The organism is Streptomyces sp. DH24 (assembly GCF_029813775.1).
GTDB lineage: Bacteria > Actinomycetota > Actinomycetes > Streptomycetales > Streptomycetaceae > Streptomyces.
The window spans coordinates 1-19,027 of the sequence record NZ_JARVKW010000056.1 but is presented as its reverse complement, the minus strand read 5'-3'; the positions used below and the strand labels follow the sequence as shown (position 1 = coordinate 19,027).

The window sequence follows — 19,027 nt, the reverse complement described above, 5'->3', positions numbered from 1 at the left end:
ACTCATCGCTCACGCAGGTGGCCGTACCCGTCGATCAGGTCGCCGGCGGTGTCCATCCACAGCGGCAGGTCGCTGCATCCTGTGCCGCCCCGGCAACAACTCGCGCCGCCCACCCTGGAACGACTCCCGCTGACCGCCCTGAGCTGAACCTTTCGGGCCTGCGGTTCCGGCCGCCATTGGTGTTCTGGCCTGGCTCACTCGGCGAGCGGGACCTCCTCCACCCGTCCGTCGAACCGCTCCCCCGCGAAGGCCAGGCCGGCCAGCATCAGGTCGATGGAATCCTGCGGGACGGTGATGGCCTTGACGACCTCCAACGCGCATCCCCCGAGTCCCGCGTCCCAGGCGGGCGCGCTCCCCGGATGGGCGGCCAGGAAGGTCTGCGGGTGGGCCGGCCACAGCAGCAACCGCAACATCGTCAGGCCGAGGAACGGGGAGTGCTGCACCTGCAGCGCCACGCGCTCCACCTCACTCCAGGGCAGTGCGAGGGAGACCTCAGAACTGCCCTCCAGTCGCAGGCCGCCCTCGTCGAAGATGTAGACGGCGCCGGTCTCCCGCAGTGCCAGCGGAGCGTAGGTCATGGCGTCGATGCCCAGTGATGGATCCGTGCCGGGGTCACGCATGGCGCGGCGGAAGCGCCTGGTGAAGTTCGCCCCGGTGGCACCGCTGGCAAACTCCCAGACCGCCTTCGCGAACACCAGCGGCGAGGGACGCATCATGCGCACCGGCACCCGGACCATCCGGGCCGGGAGCCGCATGGGATCACTGGCGGAAGTCATGGCGAGCCGATCCTGGCGAAGGGCTCGGGTGGTGTCTCCACTCCGTTCACCGCCGCTGGGCGCAGCAGGACAGCCGTGTGCCGACGGGCCCGTGCACATGTGCGTCGGGCAGCTTCAGAAACTCCTTGCGCTGCTGGGGGAACACCGGTTGGGACCGGGAGAGGAGAGGCCACAGCCACGGCGCCACGACCGATCGTTTTCCCGGGGGCGCCTTGTTGATCAGTGGCCTGACTGGACGAGGACGCCGACGGGGCCGAGGAGGAAGCCTGGGCGGATCAGCGCTTGACCTCAACCATGGTTGAGGGGCGAGGGTGGCGTCATGACCACTCACGACACGACGGTTCTTCTCTTCCGGAACACCATGCGCATCACCGACGGTCACCTGGAGGGCTTCCGCGACGCCATCGCCCGGGCCGTGGCGTTCGCACAGCAGCACGGGCCCCAGCTGATGGTGGAGACCTTCGTGGAGGAGGAGCGGATGCTTGCCCACAGCTTTGAGCTCTACCAGGACTCCGACGCAGTCCGCACGCACTGGGAGTTGGCGGACCCGTACATCCAAGAGGTGATGAAGCACTGCCGGGTGGAGCGCTTCGACGTGTTCGGTGAACCGGACGCTGACGTGGTGGCGGGCGTGCGTTCGGCGCTGAGCGAGCAGTGTGTGCTTACGTTCAGCCCGCGTATCGCCGGTTTCGTCCGCTTCGCCACCGGGCACCGCGCACAGCTTCCCAGCTCCTCATGACTCGGCGTCAGCGGAACATGGACAGGATGCAGCAACCCGACGTCGACGGCAAAGGTCCAACTCCATAGCCCGTGCCCAGGCCCGCAAGGACGTGAAGCGCCATCGTGTGGACCCAGTACCGCCCCTGGAGGACACGTTCGCCACCCGGCCATTCAGTGGGCGAGGCTGCGGAGCGGGGGCAACCAGCCGGCCGTGCACGATCGTCCTTATGCGACGCCAACTTCGGTGAGGCGACCTTCTCCGGCCCTGGCGCCGAGTTCGCCAGGGCAACGTTTTCCGGCGGGGCCGTGTTCGGCGAAGCGTCCTTCTCCGGTGATGCCGGCTTCGACATGACCGTCTTCTCCGACGACGCCAGGTTTCGCGGGGTGCGGTTCGAGACGGCGCCGCATCTGGGGCCGTTGGTGTGCGGCAAGCGGGTGCACTTGGACGGTGCGGTGTTCCAGCAGCCGGTGACGGTGGAGGTCGCCGCCCGTCAGGCGAGTTGTGCGCGCACCAGGTGGGCGTCGACCGCCACGCTTCAGCTGCGCTACGCCGAACTGGACTTGCGGGACGCGGTTTTCGAGTACCCGGTGGTGGTGGCCGCCCGCCCGGACCCCTTTCTCTCCGCTGGGGCGCATGACCCGGTGCCCGAGGCAGAGCTCTCCGGTCAGGAGCCCGGCGTGCGCCTGGCCTCGTTGGGCGGAGTCGATGCGGCGCACCTGGCCCTGCACGACATCGATCTCAGCGAATGCCGGTTCGCCGGGGCGGTTCACCTGGACCAGCTGCGCGTGGACGGCTGGTGCACTTTCGCCACCACCCCCGCCGGCTGGAACCCGCGCTTCCCCAGGCGGTGGAGCCGGCGCAACACACTGGCCGAGGAACACCACTGGCGGGTGCGCGCCGCCCGCCACCCCGGCCGGGCTCACGGCTGGGCGCTTCCCCGCAGGATGCTCCCGGACTGAAGCCCGCGGCGATGGCGGCGCTGTACCGGCAGCTGCGCAAGTCCCTGGAAGACGGCAAGAACGAACCGGACGCCGCCGACTTCTCCTACGGCGAATGCGAGATGCGCCGCCACGACACCACCCGGCCCTTCGGTGAACGGACGCTGCTGACCGCCTACTGGGCTCTGTCCGGGTACGGGCTGCGCGCCACCCGTGCCCTGGCCTGGCTGGTGACCGCCATGGCCGCCACGATCGCGGTGATGGTGCTGTGGGGCCTGCCCACCGACGACCCGAAACCACGAACCACCGGCCAGCAGGTCCGCGCCGGGCAGAACCTCGTCCTCATCACCGACACGCCCAACCCGCGCAACCCCACTGGTGCGTTGACCGAACGTGTCACCACCGGGCGGTTCGAGAAGGCACTGCGCGTGGTGATCAACTCGGTGATCTTCCGCTCCTCCGGCCAGGATCTCACCACCACCGGCACCTACACCGAGATGACCTCCCGCCTCGCCGAACCCGTGCTCCTCGGCCTCGCGGTCCTGGCCGTCCGCAGTCGCGTCAAACGCTGACCGCCGACGCGCACTCCAGTGGTCCTCGCGCGCCAACAGGCAAAGACCGGCCCAGCCGCTCCACCGGCTGCCGGCCGGTCAGCCGCCGGCTCCAGCAGCCCTGGCCCCCAGGCGCTGATCGGCCGACCAGTCCGGGGCTGGTGTACGGCGGCGGCCGGGCACGGCTTTTTTCAATATCTGTGCCCGCGAGCTGAGATTTTAATGGAGGATGCAGGCAGATTGTTTGCCGCCATGAACGGAGTGGGATTCTTCACCGCACGCCGACCGCTGTGGCGTGCTACTGTTGATCTCGGTTGCAGTTGTGGTTCCCGAAACTTCAAGTGCTCTCCGGTCGGCGTCAATGCGACTGGAAGCACTTTTGTCTTTCCGGTCTTTTTCCGGGCGGGGTAATCATCGCGGCGACATGGTGTCCGCGCTGTGCGGATCCCGATGCACTGCCCCAAAGGAGATATGACATGGCTACTGGCACCGTGAAGTGGTTCAACGCGGAAAAGGGCTTCGGCTTCATCGAGCAGGACGGTGGCGGCGCCGACGTGTTCGCCCACTACTCGAACATCGCCGCCCAGGGCTTCCGTGAGCTGCTCGAAGGCCAGAAGGTGAGCTTCGACATCGCGCAGGGCCAGAAGGGCCCGACGGCCGAGAACATCGTTCTCGCCTGACACTGACGCGAGCTTTGCAGCTGGGGCCCGCATCCTTCGGGGTGCGGGCCCCAGCTGCTCGCATTTCCCACAAGGGCTTCACCTGTGGGCGACGACCAGGAAATCCGTGGGTTCGCCGGACGGATCTTCCTCAGGAATACAGGCGTATACAGATGTATACAGACGTGTTCCGCATGGCTACATCCCTGTGGACGCCCCACATGTTGCGTCCACCTCGCGCCACTCATTTCAGCGCCTGCGACCGCACGGTTTTTCCGGCGGACGGATCCGGCGCTGCCGCGCTTCACCGGCCCATTCTTGCAATTCTCCGTGTCGCTCATCGCTGCGGGAATTCCTTGCCATGTGCCGCATCGAGGAAGGTTCCGCATGAACCGCACACGCACGAACGACCGCTTCGCCCGCACCCGTAACGGCAGTGCCGACCCCGGCAGGGGTGGCAGCCGATTCGGTTCGTCGGCCCCGCGCCGTTCCGGCGGTTACGGCCGCCGGTCCGCCGTGGTCCAGGGGGAGTTCGCCCTCCCCAGGACGATCACCCCCGCGCTGCCCGCCGTGGAAGGCTTCGCCGATCTCGACATGCCCGGGGCGTTGCTGGCCGCGCTCGGCTCGGACGGCGTGACCGTGCCGTTCCCGATCCAGGCCGCGACCCTGCCGAACTCCCTCGCCGGTCGGGACGTCCTCGGCCGTGGTCGCACCGGCTCCGGCAAGACCCTCGCCTTCGGGCTGGCGTTGCTGGCCCGTACGGCCGGGCAGCGCGCCGAGGCCGGGCAGCCGCTGGGGCTGGTCCTCGTACCGACGCGTGAGCTGGCGCAGCAGGTCACCGACGCGCTCACGCCGTACGCCCGCTCCGTGAAGCTGCGGCTGGCCACCGTGGTGGGCGGGATGTCGATCGGCAGGCAGGCGAGCGCCCTGCGCGGTGGCGCCGAGGTCGTCGTGGCCACACCGGGACGTCTCAAGGACCTCATCGACCGCGGTGAGTGCCGACTGGACCAGGTGTCCATCACCGTCCTCGACGAGGCGGACCAGATGGCCGACATGGGCTTCATGCCGCAGGTCACCGCACTGCTCGACCAGGTCCGTCCCGAGGGCCAGCGCATGCTGTTCTCCGCCACCCTCGACCGCAACGTGGATCTGCTCGTGCGCCGCTACCTCAGCGATCCCGTCGTGCATTCCGTCGACCCCTCGGCCGGCGCGGTCACGACGATGGAGCACCACGTCCTGCACGTCCACGGCGCCGACAAGCACACGACCACCACCGAGATCGCCGCACGCGACGGCCGCGTGATCATGTTCCTGGACACCAAGCACGCCGTCGACCGCCTCACCGATCACCTCCTGAACAGCGGGGTACGGGCCGCCGCCCTGCACGGGGGCAAGTCGCAGCCGCAGCGCACCCGCACGCTGGCGCAGTTCAAGACCGGGCACGTCAACGTGCTGGTGGCGACCAACGTCGCGGCGCGCGGCATCCACGTCGACAACCTCGACCTCGTCGTCAACGTCGACCCGCCGACCGACCACAAGGACTACCTCCACCGCGGCGGCAGGACCGCCCGCGCAGGAGAGTCCGGCAGCGTCGTCACCCTGGTGACCCCGAACCAGCGGCGCGACATGACGCGCCTCATGGCAGCGGCCGGCATCGTTCCGCGGACCACCCAGGTTCGCGTCGGCGAAGAGGCCCTGCACCGCATCACCGGCGCCCAGGCCCCCTCCGGCATCCCGGTCGTCATCACCGCACCGGTGGTCGAACGTCCCAAGAAGCGCGGCTCCGCCTCACGCGGCCGGCGCCGTCCCGCCTCGGCGGCCCGCCGCACGCCCGAACGGCAGTCCGCCGTCGGTGCGACGGCATAGAACCTTCGTGATCAGTAAGTCGGGCCCATCACCGCAGGAGGATCTTTTGACGCTTGTCCAGACGCAGTTCCGCCGGGCGAGCGCCCGGCCCGCCCACGGCGCAGTCGCCGACACCATGGACGCGGCCGGACCGCAGGTCTGGGAGGACATGACCGTGGAGGTGGCACTGTGTGTGATGGCCGCCGCCCGCACGAGTCAGCTGGTCGTCTGCGACGCGGACGGTCTGTACACCGCCCTGGTGACCCGGGCCAGGCTCACGGCCGTTCGTGACAGCCCCGGATACACGGACCGGATCCGTCTGGGTGAGATCGCCGAGGCCGTCGGGCGGTTCGCCTCGCCGCCGGCCTTGAGCGCCGGAGCCGAGCGTGCGAGGTCCCGCCGCCGGCCCGGGGCCCTGCCCTTGGCCGACGAACACGACAGGTCTTCGGACGTCTTGCCCCTCTCCCGCTGAACTGCTGTACGGCGGTCGGTCGCGTGCGTCGGCTTCGGCCTGCTGCTCCGCTGTTCCGCTGCGTTCAAGGGCATGCAGGTGAGATGACGGCCCGCTCGTCGGGTCCGCGGTCGGCCCTCACCGCAGGTCAGCACGGACTGGGCGGCGGTGCGACCGACGAGCGTTCCACGAGGCGGGCGCGCAGGGTGTGCATGTCGCGGCGCGGTTCGGCTCCTTCGAGGATGCCGAGCAGTACTTCGGCCGCCGTTGAGCCGAGTTGGTGCACCGGCTGTTCGATCATGGTGAGCGGGGGCACCATGACCGCGGCCCAGGCGCTGTCGTCGAACCCGATCAGGGACACATCGCGGGGACAGGACAACTCCCGCGCGCGGATGGCGCGCAGAGCTCCGGTGACTCCGTCGGTCTCGGTGCAGAACAGTGCGGTGACACGGTCGGGCAGATCGAGCATCCGGGCGACCTCCTGAGTCGCCCGTTCCTCCTCCTTCGGCCCGACCATCACCAGTTCCGGGTCGAAGGGGAGGCCCGCGTCGTCGAGCGCGTCGAGGTATCCGCGCAGGCGCTCCCCGTCGGTCCACAGATTCCGGGACGCGGCGGCGATCAGTTCCCGCCGTGTCGCGGGGGCTTCGTCCACCGGCGGCCCCCAGACGAATCCGATGCGCCGGTGACCGGCCGCGATGAGCTTCTCTACCGCCTCGCGCGCCGCGTCCCGGTTGTTGATGACGACGGCGTCCAGTTCGAGTGAGGACACCGCGCGGTCGACGAGGACGACGGGGATGCCGCGGTCGAGGGCCGTGCGGATGTGGCCGACCGAGGAGCGGTCGACCGCGGCCGACGCGACGATGATGCCGTCGACGCGCTTGTCGATGAGGACGTTGGCCGCCGCGACCTCCTCGTCGAGTTTCTCGTACGTACTCAGGACCAGCGTGTCGAATCCCCGGGCGCGGGAGGTGTCGCAGATGCCGCGGACGACACCCGCGAAGAACGGGTTGCCGATGTCCGCGACGATGACCCCGAGGGTGTGGGTCACACCTGTCGACATGCTGCGGGCCAGTGCGTTCGCGCGGTAGCCGAGCTTCTCGGCCGCGGCGAGCACCCGCTCCTTCAGTTCAGGGCTGACGTGTCCGTATCCGCCGAGTGTGCGGGCCGCGGTCGCCCGGCCGACTCCGGCCTCCGCGGCCACCTCGGAGATCGTCGGGGGCGCCGACGGGCGGGGCCGCTCTGCTGGCATCGCTGGGGTACCTCACTTCTCGTCATCGACGGCTGTCCACATGCTAGACACGGCCGGTCGGCCGGTGGGCCGGCCACGGCCGAACGCGGCCTCGGTGAAGCACTGGTCGTGGGCGGCGCCGGCCCCGTCGTGCAGCGCTCGCCCCAGTTGGTGGCGGTCCGGCGGGCTCGGCCTCCGCCAGCCCGCGCGCAGCAGCGAGACCACGAAACCGGCGAGGAAGGCGTCACCGCAGCCCATCGTGTCGACGAGGGACGTCTCGTCCGTCAAGGGCCGGGCCGGCGCCGCCACGGTCGTGCGGCCGTCGTGGGCGACGGCGCCCCCGGCCCCGCGGGTGGCGAGGGCGAGCCCCGCTCCGCGCCCCACCGCCTCGGCCAGCAGGTCCCGGGTGGCCGCCTCGTCCAGGTGGGAGCAGGACAGCAGTACGAGGTCGGCATGCGGGCAGACCCGGTCCAGGTACCCGGGTGTCCGGAACTCCTCCTCGCTGGAGAGGTCGAAGGTCGTGAGCGTGTCCAGCCCGGCGAGCTTGGGCAGTTCGTCCTCGCTGCCCGAGTACACGCTGGAGTGCACCAGGTCGAAGGACGACACGTAGTCGAGCAGACCGGGGTCGAGGACGAGCGGTTCGCGTACGGTGACGCCGCCTCCGTTCCAGCCCAGGAAGACACGGTCTCCGGCGTCGACCCGCAGGGTGGACACGCCGCTCTCGCCGGCGCGCACGGCGCACCGGTCGACGGCCACCCCGGTGTCCGCGATGGCCTCGCGCAGGAAGCTGCCGAGGTCGTCGTCGCCGAACACCCCGAGATACGCCGCCTCCATGCCGAGGCGTCTCGCGTAGACGGCCACGTTCACGCTGTTGCCGCCCGGGTAGTCGATGCCGCGGTCGACGAACCGGTCGACGATGTTGTCGCCGAAGCCGAGGACTCTCATGGGTTCTCCTGTGCGCTGGCCCGGCACGCCACGGGGCGGGGGCACGGACGGGCGCCCGGCAGCGCGGACACGTCGCCGGGCGGATGCGGACTACCGACTGAGGACTGCGGATACCGACTGCGGGCTGCGGACTGCGGACTGCGGAACACCGTGCGCGATGCGCGGTGCCGGACCGCGATGCGCCGGCCCCTGCCGCCGGAGTCCTCCCCGGACTGACAGCGGCCGGCCGCGCGTCTCAGTAGTCCATGACGCGGTAGTAGCGGCGCAGGTCCAGCGAGTGGCCGCGCACCCGTTCGAGGTGCTTGCTGACGCGGCCCATGACGGTGTCGAGCACCACCGGCGCGAGCAGGCCGCGGAACTCGGGGCTGATGCCGGCCAGCTCGTAGTCGCGGGTGTCGAAGACCGTCACGTCGCGGGAGATGCGCTTGGCGAAGGCCTCGACGCGGTCGGTGAGGGCACGGGTCTCGTCCTCGCCCTGGAAGACGATCACGCTCGTGTCCTCCTCGAGGAGTTCCAGCGAGCCGTGGAAGAACTCCGCGCTGTGCACGCGGGTGGTGCGCAGCCACTGCATCTCCTCGAGGATGCACATGGAGTACAGGTAGGTGAACCCCCACAGGTTTCCGCCGCCCACCAGGAAGTGGTAGTCGGTGTCCTTGTGGGCCTCGGCGAAGGCGGCGGCCGTCGGCTCGGCCTGCCGCGCCACGTCGAGGAGGATGCCGGGCAGTCCGGCGAGTTCGTCGGCGAGCTTCTCGTATCCCTCGAACTCGCCCCGGCGCGCGAGCAACCGGCCCGTGAACAGCAGCATCTGCGGATCGAAGGGCCAGGCCTTCGGCTCGGAGACGAGGGCCACGTCCACGCTCCGGGCGATGGGTGAGTCGGGGTGGCCCGTGAATCCGACGGTGCGCACGCCCTTCGCCTTGCAGTACTCGATGGCCCGGAGGCTGTCCTCGGTGGTGCCCGACACCGAGGTGAAGACGGCGACCGAGCGCTCGCCGAGCGTCGCCTCTCCCCCGGCGACCAGTTCGGCCGCGATGACGGCGTGGACGGGCAGCGTGGAGGTGCGGCGTGCGAGCCGCTCGTACGGCCACATCTGGGCGTAGGTGCCGCCGGCGCCGACGAGGAAGAGGTTGTCGAAGCCTTCGTCCGTGAGGCGGTCGGCGAGTTCTTCGATCCGGGGGCGCAGGGCCACCGTGCTCGCCAGCTGGGAGAGGAATTCCGGCTCGTCGAATCCGAGCATCTTCGCGTCCTTTCGGGAACGGGTGCGGCCGGCGGCGCTGAGCGACCTGATACCGGTATCACGCGGGCCACACGCTGACACAGCGTGCCGACGGCGTCAACAGCGAGGTGCTGCACGCCGGTTCGCGATCGACTTCTTCAAGGCCTTCTACCTGCTCTTTTGTTCATCTGAAGACCAGAGGGCAGCCTGGGTGGCGAGGCGGTCCCGCACCTTCCCGGAGAAGATCTTCGTTCCTACTCTGGTACCGGTATCAGATTCTCTGTACAGTCGCCGCACGCCAGCGGCCGTCCCCCGGACTCCCCCGCAGCGGATCCGACGTGCCCGCACCTTCGGCGGGCCCGCCCACTCGACGAAAGGACGCCCATGCGCGCACGTGCACTGACGCGGTCCGCGGCACTTCTCGGGGCCTCGGCACTCGTCCTCACCGGCTGCTTCGCCGGACCGGCGAAGGGTCCCGCGGCCGACGTGACCGCGAAGCCGGAGTACTCCGGCACCCTGAGCATCCTCACCAAGTTCGCGGGCGAGCCCCTGGAGCCCTACTTCGAGGACCTCGCCGCCGCGTACGAGCGCAAGCACCCGAAGGTGGACGTCGAGCTCATCCAGGAGACCGACCAGAGCATCAAGGACAAGACCAAGACGCTCACCGCGTCGGACGCCCTGCCCGACATCTACTTCACCTGGACGGGCAACTGGGCGGAGAACTTCATCCGCGGGGGCCGCGCGGCGGACCTCACCAAGGTGATCGGCCCCGGCACCGCGTGGGGCAAGACCTTCAGCGAGTCGTCCCTGTCGGCGTTCGCCCACGACGGCCGCTACTACGGTGTCCCGCTGTACAACAACGGCAAGTTCATGGGCTACAACAAGTCCGCCTTCGACAAGGCCGGCGTGGACGTGCCGAAGACCTTCGAGGAGCTGATCGCCGCCTGTCCCGTCCTGCGCGAGGCCGGCTACGAGCCCGTCGCCTTCGGCAACAAGGACGGCTGGCCCGCCCTGCACTACCTCCAGCAGCTCTTCGCCCACAACGTGCCGACCGACGTCCGCGAGGCCGACTACGACCCGAAGACCGCCACCTGGGACGACCCGGGCTACCTTGCCGCGCTCAAGCAGTTCAAGACCCTGGTGTCCGGCTGCACCGACACCGGACGCGGCACCAACGGCGTCCTCTACACCTCGGCGCAGGAGGCGTTCGGCCAGGGCAGGGCGGCCATGTACTACCAGGAGATCCTGGAGTTCGACAGCACCACCTCCGGCGCCGCCCTCAAGCCGGAGGACCTCGGCATCTTCCCGCTCCCCGCCGCCGCGGAGGCCGAGGGAGACCCGAAGGTCGTCGAAGGGGCGCCCGAGGGATACTTCGTCAACGCCCGGTCGCCGCGTGCCGCCCTCGCCGTGGACTTCATGAAGTTCGTGACCAGCTCCGCCAGTGCGAAGACCCTCTCCGCACCGCCCTACGGCCAGCCGAGCACCGTGATCGGCGCGGTGACCCCGCAGACGTCCAGCAAGGCCGTCCAGGAGGGCATCGACCTGGTCAACAAGGCCCCGCGCCTAGCCGGTTGGCTGGACATGGTCACCACGCCCGAGGTCGCCGACGCCTGGCTGGCCGGCGGCGAGGCCCTCATCAGCGGCAGCAAGTCGCCCGAGCAGGTCATGGACAGCGTGCGCCGGGCCTCCGAATCCGCCAAGTGACCGGCGCGCGGTCGAAGGGAATCAATCCGGTGCGCACCCTGTACCGAAGAGCAGCCGGGCTCGCGTGGATCGTGCCGGCCCTGGTCCTGCTCTGCGTCTTCGTCTACCTCCCGCTCGTCCAGAACTTCGGGTACTCCACGCTGACCTGGGACATCTACAGCGGCGGCCGGCAGTTCGTCGGCCTGGACAACTACCGCGACCTGTTCGGCGACCCGGTCTTCTGGACCTCTTTCACCAACAACCTCTGGTACGCCCTGCTGTCGGTCGTCTTCCAGGTCTTCGGCGCCCTGCTGCTCGCGGCGCTCGTCGAGAGCATCCGCAGTACGCGATGGCAGCGCGCCCTGCGGACGATCTACTTCATTCCCTCGGCGATCTCCCTGACCGTCGCGGGTCTGCTCTTCTACTTCGTCTACGAACCCAACCTGGGACTGCTCAACCACGCCCTCGGGGCAGTCGGCCTCGACGCGTTCGAGCACGCGTGGCTGGGGCAGGAGAGCACCGCCATGGCGGCGGTCATCGCGATGAGCCAGTGGCAGGGCTTCGGGTACTCGACGCTGCTGTTCGCCGTCGCCATCCAGCGCATCCCCGCGGAGCTCTACGAAGCGGCGGCGCTCGACGGCGTGGGACCCGTCCGCCGCTTCTTCCAGGTGACGCTCCCGCTCGTACGGGAGATGACCGGCCTGATGGTCATGGTGACCGTGTCGGGAGCCTTCCAGGTGTTCAACGAGGTCATGGTGATGACCAGCGGCGGACCCGACAACTCGACCCACGTGCTCGGCACGTGGCTGTACCGCAACGGCTTCGTACGCAACGACTTCGGCTACGCCGCGGCCATCGGCACGGTGATCTTCGTGATCACGCTCACGATCGCGATGGCGCAGCTGTGGTTCACCCGTAGGAGAAGGGTGGAATGGTGAGCCGTCTCGGCTTCCTCGGCGTGATCGCGCGCCTGTTCATATGGGCCTTCCTGCTGGGCCTCGCGGTGGTGGTGCTGTATCCGCTGCTGTGGATGGCGCTGAACGGGTTCAAGTCCAACGCCGAACTCTTCGGCAACCCCTTCGCGTTCCCCACCGACCTCAGTTTCGACAACTACCGCGACGCGTGGAACCGCGGCGTGAGCAACTACCTCGCGACCAGCGTCCTGGTCACGGTGACGTCCACCGTCGCGACCGTCTTCATCAGCGCCTGGGCGGCTTACGGACTCACACGGGTGAACATCCCGCTCAACAAGGTGCTCACCGCCGTGATCCTCGGCGGCCTCATGCTCACGCCGACGGTCGCTCTCGTCCCGCTGGTGCGCATGTTCCAGTCGATCGGCCTGTACAACAGCTTCTGGGCGCTGCTCATCCTGTACACGGCCTTCCGTGTCCCCTTCACGACCTTCCTCATCCGCGCCTACATGATCGACCTGCCGCGCGAGGTGGACGAGGCGGCGCAGATCGACGGTGCCGGCCGCTGGACCGCGTTCTGGCGGATCATCCTGCCGATGTGCAAGCCCATCATCACGTCCACCGTCCTGCTGCACGTGCTCTTCGCGTGGAACGAGTACCTGTTCGCCATGGTGTTCACCAACGGCAGTGACGTGCAGACCCTGCCGGTCGGACTGACGAGCCTGATGAGCAAGCACGGCACCGACTTCCCCGTCGTGTTCGCCGGCATGGTGATCGCCGCGGTCCCGGTCGTGCTCCTGTTCCTCTTCGGCCAGCGCTACATCGTGAAGGGCCTGGCCGACGGCATCGGCAAGTGAACGACTCCCCGTGTACGCCGTGTACGACGTGTACGACGTGCACTACCTGTTCGACGCGTACGAAAGGAAGACAGGCCTCATGCCGACCGCCCGTGCGCCACGGCTGACCGGAGCCAACTTCGCCTACCAGCACCTGCCGTTCGACACGTTCCTGGACGACGCGGTCGCGCTGGGCCGCGAGAAGCTCGAACTGTGGGGCATCGCCCCGCACCTGCACATCCCGCGGATCGGCAACGCGGAGGCCCGCGACATGCGCCGCCGCATCGAGCAACGCGGTCTCTCGGCGTACTGCCTGACGCCCGAGCAGGTGATGTACCCGGTCAACGTGGCCTCCCCGGTCGACTGGCTGCGCGAGCAGAGCATCGCCGTGTTCCGCCGGGCGGCCGAACTGTGCGTCGAACTCGGCGCCGCGAAACTGCTGGTGACGCCGGGACGGGGCCGGGAGGACGAGCCCGTGGACGCCGCCTGGCGCCGGTCGGTCGACGCGATCGGGGACATCGCCGCCTACGCGGACACGCTGGGCGTGACGTGTGTGCTCGAACCGCTCCAGCGGGTCGAGTCCAACCTGGTCAACGACTCGCCCACCCTGGCGGCGATGCTCGACGAGATCGGCTCCCCCCGTGTCGGGGCGGTGCTCGACACGGTGACGATGGCCGTGGCCGGCGAATCCGTCGACGACGCCTTCGCCGCGCTCGGCGACCGCATCCGTCATGTGCACCTGATCGACGGCCGCCCCGCGGGACACCTGGCGTGGGGCGACGGCGAACTGCCGCTGCACGACTACCTGCGGGCCCTCCAGCGGCACGGGTACGACGGCTGGATGACGTTCGAGCTCTTCGGCGACGGCACGTACGCGCTCGACCCGCGGGCGGCGGTGGAGCGGTGTGACGCGGCGGTACGCAGGCGCGACCACGGCACATCGAGGACCTGAGTCGCTGCCGCTGCCGGTCGTCCGAGGCTCCTGGCCGACGGGCGTGCGATAGGTTGCCGGCCATGACCGAGCTAGGAGCCGTCGCCTGGCCGCCTGCCCCCGATCAGGACCGAGCGGCTCGTGCTCCGCGAGCCCGAGGCCCGCGACCGCTCGGCGTTCGTCGAGCTGTTCGCGTCGCCGGAGGTGGGCACCTACCTCGGTGGCGCTCGACCGCGTGATGAGGTCGAGCGCGCGGTGCCCGAGGTGCCCGGGCGGCGCCCCGGCCTCTTCGTGATCGATCTCGACGGGGCGATGATCGGCATGGTCACGCTCGATCGGCGCGACGCGGAGCGCCGGGGCCATGTCCGTCCGGATGCCGGGGAGGCCGAACTCGGCTACCTGCTCCTGCCAAAGGCGTGGGGACGCGGGTATGCCGCCGAGGCGTGCGCGGCGGCACTCGCCTGGTTCGCCGAAGCGCTTCCCGGCGAGCCGGTGGTGCTCTGCACCCAGACCGCCAACGACCGCTCGATGCGCCTCGCGGCGGCACTCGGGTTCACCGAGGTGGAACGGTTCGAGGAGTACGGCGCCGAGCAGTGGCTCGGCGTGTGGTCGCCGGTCACGCCGTCCGGCTGAGCTCGTGCTCGACGGCGTACGCCGCTGATGGCCGGCCGGGTGATGTCGCGGGGGTGTCGGCATCGGGTCAGTCCCGGTCTCCGGTCTTCCCGGGCCCGTCGTGCGCGGTGTGCCGGTTCGGGTGGCCGTGGTCGAGCCAGGCGCGTTCCCATTGGCGGGTGAGGGCCGGGTAGATGACGAGGTATCGGAAGGGCGCGATCGCGGCCATGTAGATCCGTCCGAACAGTCCGTTGGGTTTGACCAGGGCCGCCATGCGCAGTTCGTAGCCGCCGGCCCCGGTCGGTACCCAGCCCAGGTGCATGATGTCGTGGACGGTCTTGTTGGCCAGTTCGCGGGCCGCTTCGTCGCGGAGCTGGTAGACCTCGGTGAACGGGTCGGTGCACGCGGTGGCGTCGTCAGCGGTGCGGGCGAGGTCGTGGGGCAGGCGGTCGCGCAGCGAGACGACCCGTCCGCCGAGGCCCTCCCGGGTACTGTCCCAGCCGAGCAGGGCGCCGAGCTTCCAGCGCACCGCGAACAGGAACCGGACCGCGGCGGGCTCCTTGCGGGTGTCGTACGCCGCCTTGAGCGCGTCGACCATCACGGGGAAGTCGTCGGGCCCGGCACCGGGGGCGCGGAAGGACCACACGTCCTCGACCCGGAAGTCGCGCGTGAACTCGTGGATCCGCCATGGCTGCGCGGTGTGAGCGGCTTTCGGGAGGCGCGTCGTCATTCCTTCCCGGCCGGTGTGCCCTGCCTGCATCCGCCTCCGAATGACCGGGCTGAACGACCTTTCCTCACCGGTGAGCCGGCATCGGCGCAGACCACGTCGGCCGTGCCGACGGCTGTACCGGCAGGGACAAGACCACCAGTTACGGAACCACTAGTTTCGATACTCATAGTTCCGTATGATGCGTGCATGTCTGCTGGAAAGCAAGCCCGGAACCAGGGCGGCCGCCCCCGAGAAGCCCGCGTCGACGACGCCGTCGCCTCCGCCGTTCGAGAGCTGCTGGTCGAAGTGGGGTACACGCGGCTCACGATGGCCGCGGTGGCCGCGCGGGCCGGCGTGGGCAAGGCGACGATCTACCGGCGGCACGCCACCAAGCAGGAAATGATCTTTGACGTTCTGGTGCCGGGACGGTTCCTGGCCGTGGCGCCCGACCGCGGGTCGCTCCGCGCCGACCTGGCCGCCGTGCTCGCCGAGGTCGCGGACAGCATGGCCGCTGCGCCGCAGGGAACGGTTCCCGGCCTGCTGGCCGACATCCACGCCGACCCCGCGCTGCGTGACCGGTTCGACGCCAAGTACCTCGGCCCTCAACGCCGGACCATCACCGAGATCCTGGACCGCGCGGTCGCGCGCGGCGAGCTCACCACCCGGGCCGACCCTGCCGCCCTCAACGCCCTGCTGGTCGGCCCCGTCTTCGCCTGGCTGTTCCTGCTGTCCGAATCGCCCGACCAGCTCCCCACGCTGACGTCCGCCCTTCTCGACGCAGCACTCGCCCTCAGCGGCCCGAGCGTCAACGCCCCCGGCGCTTGTGGCGGTTCGGGCAGTGGGGAAGCGGCTGGAACGTCGTCTCATCAGCCGTGAGCCGGGTCAGTCCAGTGGGCCCGGCCGGGTGGTCAGGGGCGCGGAGCCCATCAGGCCGCAGAAGCCGGTCCGGGTCGCGCAGCAGTCGCGCGCACGCCTGCGTCGCCGGCCGGTCGTCCAGCCCGAGCCGTAGCACGGCGAGCGAGGCGCCGCGCCGTACGTCCGGCTGCGGGTCGCCCATGAGCCACACCAGTACCCCGGCGCCGGCCTGGCGGCCTCCGAGCCGGCCGAGGCCGTGCGCGGCGGCCGGCCGCACCTGGGGGTCCGGGTCGTCGGCGGCCCCGACGAGCGCGGCGGCGTGTTCCGCGCGGCCGGTCTTCCCGAGCCCTTTGGCGGCCGCGGCGCGACGACCGGATTGTGTGGGTCGTCCAGCGGGCCAAGGACTCGCGGGCTGTTTCCGGGCGTCCGCTTCCTGCTGTCCCCAGCCACCGGGTCACCCCGGCGCCGTCCCGGGAGCGCGTCTTGTTGCCGATTGATGGATTGCCGCTCTCCTGGCCTGGGCAGGGAAGTCCCGCAGCGATTGACATGCACACACCTACCTTCCCCACAGGAGGTCGACCATGCGCTCACGCATCCTCGCCCACGGCGTCGCCGCCGCCGTGACAGCGGCCCTCACGCTGGCCGGCGGCCAGGCCCACGCGGGTACGGCCGCCCCGGACGACCGCACCGTCGCGGCACGTGTCGTCACCTATGACGCCAGCGCTTCGGCGGAGTTCAGGGCGGCCGTCGACCGGGGCGCCGCCATCTGGAACGAAAGCGTCAACAACGTGGAGCTGCGCCCGGTCGCCGCCGGACAGCGCGCCAACATCCGGATCCTGGCCGACGACGGCTGGCCCCGCGCGCTGCCCACCTCCCTCGGCAACGGAACCGTCTACATCGGACGGCAGGCCGTCAACCAGGGCTACGACACGATTCGGATCTCGTCGCACGAACTCGGCCACATCCTGGGCCTGCCGGACCGCAAGCCCGGCCCGTGCACCAGCCTGATGTCGGGCTCCAGCGCGGGCGTCTCCTGCAAGAACCCCTACCCGAACACGGCCGAGCGGGCCGAGGTCGAGGGCAACTTCGGGGCTGTGCTCACCCGCCCGGTGGGTGTTCCTGACGGCGTGCTGATCGTGAACTGACGTCCGTCCGGTGCGCGGGGACGCTCCCTCCCCGCGCACCGTGCCGACGCCGCCCACTCCGCTGGTGGCGGGAGGTCCTTCGGCTCAGAAGTCCAGCCGGACGTCGTAGGAGCGCAGCCAGAAGTCCAGCGCAAGTACCAGTTCGGCGCTGGTCCGCAGGCCCTCGCCGGCGGCCAGGCCTTCGGTGACCGCGGTGGTGAGCGTGGGCCGGTCCAGCAGTGCGAGCACCGGGTTGTCCGGGTCGCGGGTCACCCGGGCCAGCTCGGCGCGCAGGGCCTCCAGGTAGCGGGGGTCCTTGGTGGTGGGGTACGGGGCCTTGACCCGGTCGGCGATCTCCGGCGGCAGCAGGTCGCGGGTGGCCGCCCGCAGCAGGCTCTTCTCCCGGCCGTCGAAGGTCTTCATCGACCAAGGGGTGTTGAAGACGTAACTCACCAGCCGGTGGTCGCAGAACGGCACGCGCACCTCCAGGCCCACCGCCATGCTGGCGCGGTCCTTGCGGTCCAGCATCCAGGGCAGGAAGCGGGTCAGATGCAGGTAACACAGTTCCCGCATCCGGCGCTCCCGGGCCGAGGCGCCTGGCACGTGCGGCACCTCGGTGAGCGCGTCCCGGTAGCGCTGGGCGCGGTAGTCGCCGAGTTCGATCTTCTGGATCAGGCCGCGGTCGATCAGTGCCTCGCCCGGTCCGCTGCCGGGGCCCGAGATGCCGGTGCCGAACGGCGGGGCCAGCCAGGGGAAGGTGGGCGCGGCGACGGAGTCGGGGTGGTGGAGCCAGCGGTAGCCGCCGAACAGCTCGTCCGCTGACTCCCCGGAGAGCGCGACCGTGGACTGTTCCCGTACCGCCTTGAACAGCAGGTAGAGCGAGGTGTCCCCGTCACCCAGGTCGAACGGCAGGTCCCGGGCGCGCATCACCGCCGCACGGTGCGCGGGGTCCATCAGCGCCGGTGCGTCCAGGGTGACCACCCGGTGGTCCGCGCCGACGTGCCGGGCCAGCAGGTGCCCGTAGGGGGTGTCGGGGGTGCCGCGCCACTCGTCGGCCTGGAAGTTCTCGGCGTGGGCGGCGAAGTCGAGGGCGAACGAGCGGACCGGTCCGTCGCCCGTCCGCTCCAGTTGCCGGGCGGCGAGCGCGGTGATCACGCTGGAGTCCAGTCCGCCGGAGAGCAGGGTGCACAGCGGAACGTCGGAGATCAGCTGGCGGGCGATGATGTCGTCCAGGAGTTCCCGGACCCGGCCGACGGTGGTGTCCAGGTCGTCGGTGTGCTCCCGCGCCTCCACCTCCCAGTAGCGGCGCAGGCGCAGCCCTTCCCGCCGGACCCGCAGGGTGTGGCCGGGCCGCAGCTCGCGCATGCCGCTGTAGACGGCGTGGCCGGGCGTCTTGGTGAAGGAGAGCAGCTCCGCCATGCCCTCGCCGTCCACGGCGGGTCGGGCGGCGGGGTGGGCGAAGATCGCCTTGGGTTCGGAGCCGAAGAGGAGTCCGTCGCGCAGCGGGAAGTAGTAGAGCGGCTTGATCCCCAACCGGTCGCGGACCAGCAGCAGTTCGCCCTTGCCCGGTTCCCACAGGGCGAAGGCGTACATCCCGTTGAGGCGTTCGGTGAAGTCCTCGCCCCACTCCAGGTAGGCGTGCAGCACCACCTCGGTGTCGCTGCTGGTGCGGAACCGGTGGCCGTGGCGGGCGAGTTCCTCGCGCAGCTCACGGTGGTTGAAGACCTCGCCGCTGTAGGTCAGCGCGACCACGGTGCGGTCCCCGTGGCGGAAGGTCATCGGCTGGCTGCCGCCCTCGGGGTCGATGACCGCCAGGCGCCGGTGGCCGAGGGCGACCCGGTCGTCCAGCCACACCCCGTGGTCGTCCGGGCCGCGGCAGGCCATGGTCCGGGTCATGGCGTCGATCACCTGCTGCTGGACGGGTTCCGCGGGGTCGTAGGAGACCCATCCGGCTATTCCGCACATGAGACAACTCCTCCAGTCGGGTATCTCCTGCTGGGCCGAGGCGCGTTCCCCGGGCCCGGCCTGGCCCGGGG

18 protein-coding genes and 2 pseudogenes are annotated in these 19,027 nt (G+C 70.0%); 13 read left to right on the top strand and 7 right to left on the bottom strand.

Annotated features, from left to right (window positions below; genetic code table 11):
* Positions 1–194 precede the first annotated feature (194 nt).
* Complete coding sequence (locus tag QC282_RS29505) at positions 195–776, bottom strand: hypothetical protein (RefSeq protein WP_279552642.1); 582 nt, start codon at positions 774–776, stop codon at positions 195–197.
* A 319-nt stretch (positions 777–1,095) separates the two neighbouring features.
* Here QC282_RS29505 and QC282_RS29500 point away from each other — a divergent pair, with 319 nt between their 5' ends.
* From QC282_RS29500 to QC282_RS29475, 6 genes are all read left to right on the top strand, one after another.
* Positions 1,096–1,515, top strand: coding sequence for a hypothetical protein (locus QC282_RS29500; RefSeq protein WP_279552641.1), 420 nt, complete (start codon positions 1,096–1,098; stop codon positions 1,513–1,515).
* Between the two features lie 287 nt (positions 1,516–1,802).
* The gene (locus QC282_RS29495) at positions 1,803–2,456 is read left to right on the top strand and encodes a pentapeptide repeat-containing protein (RefSeq protein ID WP_279552640.1); all 654 of its coding nucleotides are present in this window, start codon (positions 1,803–1,805) and stop codon (positions 2,454–2,456) included.
* A gap of 11 nt (positions 2,457–2,467) precedes the next feature.
* Complete coding sequence (locus tag QC282_RS29490) at positions 2,468–3,007, top strand: hypothetical protein (protein ID WP_279552639.1); 540 nt, start codon at positions 2,468–2,470, stop codon at positions 3,005–3,007.
* Between the two features lie 455 nt (positions 3,008–3,462).
* Positions 3,463–3,666, top strand: coding sequence for a cold-shock protein (locus QC282_RS29485; protein WP_030039020.1), 204 nt, complete (start codon positions 3,463–3,465; stop codon positions 3,664–3,666).
* Between the two features lie 366 nt (positions 3,667–4,032).
* Positions 4,033–5,511: a DEAD/DEAH box helicase gene (locus QC282_RS29480; RefSeq protein ID WP_279552638.1), complete on the top strand. Its 1,479-nt coding sequence runs from the start codon at positions 4,033–4,035 to the stop codon at positions 5,509–5,511.
* Positions 5,512–5,557: 46 nt separating this feature from the next.
* Positions 5,558–5,962, top strand: coding sequence for a hypothetical protein (locus QC282_RS29475; protein WP_279552637.1), 405 nt, complete (start codon positions 5,558–5,560; stop codon positions 5,960–5,962).
* 127 nt (positions 5,963–6,089) lie between these two features.
* On the opposite strand, the gene QC282_RS29470 is transcribed toward QC282_RS29475, so the two are convergent.
* The 3 genes from QC282_RS29470 to QC282_RS29460 all read right to left on the bottom strand — a co-directional run bounded on the left by QC282_RS29470 (position 6,090) and on the right by QC282_RS29460 (position 9,351).
* Positions 6,090–7,190: a LacI family DNA-binding transcriptional regulator gene (locus QC282_RS29470; RefSeq protein ID WP_279552636.1), complete on the bottom strand. Its 1,101-nt coding sequence runs from the start codon at positions 7,188–7,190 to the stop codon at positions 6,090–6,092.
* A gap of 12 nt (positions 7,191–7,202) precedes the next feature.
* A complete protein-coding gene (locus QC282_RS29465; RefSeq protein WP_279552635.1) occupies positions 7,203–8,114 on the bottom strand; it encodes a PfkB family carbohydrate kinase in 912 nt (303 codons plus the stop codon).
* A 235-nt stretch (positions 8,115–8,349) separates the two neighbouring features.
* Positions 8,350–9,351, bottom strand: coding sequence for an SIS domain-containing protein (locus QC282_RS29460; protein WP_279552634.1), 1,002 nt, complete (start codon positions 9,349–9,351; stop codon positions 8,350–8,352).
* Between the two features lie 363 nt (positions 9,352–9,714).
* Here QC282_RS29460 and QC282_RS29455 point away from each other — a divergent pair, with 363 nt between their 5' ends.
* The 5 genes and pseudogenes from QC282_RS29455 (at position 9,715) to QC282_RS29435 (ending at position 14,324) form a co-directional block, all read left to right on the top strand.
* Positions 9,715–11,034: an ABC transporter substrate-binding protein gene (locus QC282_RS29455; RefSeq protein ID WP_279552633.1), complete on the top strand. Its 1,320-nt coding sequence runs from the start codon at positions 9,715–9,717 to the stop codon at positions 11,032–11,034.
* Positions 11,035–11,063: 29 nt separating this feature from the next.
* On the top strand, positions 11,064–11,951 hold the full coding sequence (locus QC282_RS29450; protein WP_279552632.1) for a sugar ABC transporter permease: 888 nt from the start codon (positions 11,064–11,066) through the stop codon (positions 11,949–11,951).
* Positions 11,945–12,781, top strand: a complete 837-nt coding sequence (locus QC282_RS29445; RefSeq protein WP_279552631.1) for a carbohydrate ABC transporter permease — start codon at positions 11,945–11,947, stop codon at positions 12,779–12,781. Before QC282_RS29450 ends, QC282_RS29445 begins: the two co-directional genes overlap by 7 nt.
* Before the next feature lie 10 nt (positions 12,782–12,791).
* A complete protein-coding gene (locus tag QC282_RS29440) occupies positions 12,792–13,712 on the top strand; it encodes a sugar phosphate isomerase/epimerase (protein ID WP_279552630.1) in 921 nt (306 codons plus the stop codon).
* 62 nt (positions 13,713–13,774) lie between these two features.
* Positions 13,775–14,324: pseudogene (locus QC282_RS29435) on the top strand (GNAT family N-acetyltransferase).
* A gap of 67 nt (positions 14,325–14,391) precedes the next feature.
* On the opposite strand, the gene QC282_RS29430 reads toward QC282_RS29435, so the two are convergent.
* The gene (locus QC282_RS29430; RefSeq protein WP_279552629.1) at positions 14,392–15,033 is read right to left on the bottom strand and encodes a DUF2867 domain-containing protein; all 642 of its coding nucleotides are present in this window, start codon (positions 15,031–15,033) and stop codon (positions 14,392–14,394) included.
* 186 nt (positions 15,034–15,219) lie between these two features.
* Between QC282_RS29430 and QC282_RS29425 the strand changes: the two genes are divergently transcribed.
* Positions 15,220–15,888 carry a TetR-like C-terminal domain-containing protein gene (locus QC282_RS29425; protein WP_279552628.1) on the top strand — a complete coding sequence of 223 codons (669 nt, stop codon included), beginning with the start codon at positions 15,220–15,222 and terminating at the stop codon, positions 15,886–15,888.
* Here the strand turns inward: QC282_RS29425 and QC282_RS32430 are convergent.
* A pseudogene (locus tag QC282_RS32430) lies at positions 15,818–16,222 on the bottom strand (HEAT repeat domain-containing protein); the annotation flags it as partial. The gene QC282_RS29425 and the pseudogene QC282_RS32430 sit on opposite strands and share 71 nt — an antisense overlap.
* 226 nt (positions 16,223–16,448) lie before the next feature.
* Between QC282_RS32430 and QC282_RS29420 the strand changes: the two are divergent.
* On the top strand, positions 16,449–17,012 hold the full coding sequence (locus tag QC282_RS29420) for a snapalysin family zinc-dependent metalloprotease (RefSeq protein WP_279552627.1): 564 nt from the start codon (positions 16,449–16,451) through the stop codon (positions 17,010–17,012).
* 84 nt (positions 17,013–17,096) lie between these two features.
* Here the strand turns inward: QC282_RS29420 and asnB are convergent, their stop codons facing one another.
* Positions 17,097–18,956, bottom strand: coding sequence for an asparagine synthase (glutamine-hydrolyzing) (gene asnB / locus QC282_RS29415; RefSeq protein WP_279552669.1), 1,860 nt, complete (start codon positions 18,954–18,956; stop codon positions 17,097–17,099).
* Between the last annotated feature and the right edge of the window lie 71 nt (positions 18,957–19,027).

What these genes read in the sequence shown, in the direction of transcription:
- QC282_RS29500 (WP_279552641.1), top strand. Translation starts at nt 1,096, where the DNA reads ATGACCACTCACGACACGACGGTTCTTCTCTTCCGGAACACCATGCGC.
- QC282_RS29420 (WP_279552627.1), top strand. Translation starts at nt 16,449, where the DNA reads ATGCGCTCACGCATCCTCGCCCACGGCGTCGCCGCCGCCGTGACAGCG.
- asnB (WP_279552669.1), bottom strand. Translation starts at nt 18,956, where the DNA reads ATGTGCGGAATAGCCGGATGGGTCTCCTACGACCCCGCGGAACCCGTC.
- QC282_RS29460 (WP_279552634.1), bottom strand. Translation starts at nt 9,351, where the DNA reads ATGCTCGGATTCGACGAGCCGGAATTCCTCTCCCAGCTGGCGAGCACG.
- QC282_RS29455 (WP_279552633.1), top strand. Translation starts at nt 9,715, where the DNA reads ATGCGCGCACGTGCACTGACGCGGTCCGCGGCACTTCTCGGGGCCTCG.
- QC282_RS29445 (WP_279552631.1), top strand. Translation starts at nt 11,945, where the DNA reads ATGGTGAGCCGTCTCGGCTTCCTCGGCGTGATCGCGCGCCTGTTCATA.
- QC282_RS29465 (WP_279552635.1), bottom strand. Translation starts at nt 8,114, where the DNA reads ATGAGAGTCCTCGGCTTCGGCGACAACATCGTCGACCGGTTCGTCGAC.
- QC282_RS29425 (WP_279552628.1), top strand. Translation starts at nt 15,220, where the DNA reads ATGTCTGCTGGAAAGCAAGCCCGGAACCAGGGCGGCCGCCCCCGAGAA.
- QC282_RS29430 (WP_279552629.1), bottom strand. Translation starts at nt 15,033, where the DNA reads ATGACGACGCGCCTCCCGAAAGCCGCTCACACCGCGCAGCCATGGCGG.
- QC282_RS29505 (WP_279552642.1), bottom strand. Translation starts at nt 776, where the DNA reads ATGACTTCCGCCAGTGATCCCATGCGGCTCCCGGCCCGGATGGTCCGG.
- QC282_RS29485 (WP_030039020.1), top strand. Translation starts at nt 3,463, where the DNA reads ATGGCTACTGGCACCGTGAAGTGGTTCAACGCGGAAAAGGGCTTCGGC.
- QC282_RS29470 (WP_279552636.1), bottom strand. Translation starts at nt 7,190, where the DNA reads ATGCCAGCAGAGCGGCCCCGCCCGTCGGCGCCCCCGACGATCTCCGAG.
- QC282_RS29480 (WP_279552638.1), top strand. Translation starts at nt 4,033, where the DNA reads ATGAACCGCACACGCACGAACGACCGCTTCGCCCGCACCCGTAACGGC.
- QC282_RS29490 (WP_279552639.1), top strand. Translation starts at nt 2,468, where the DNA reads ATGGCGGCGCTGTACCGGCAGCTGCGCAAGTCCCTGGAAGACGGCAAG.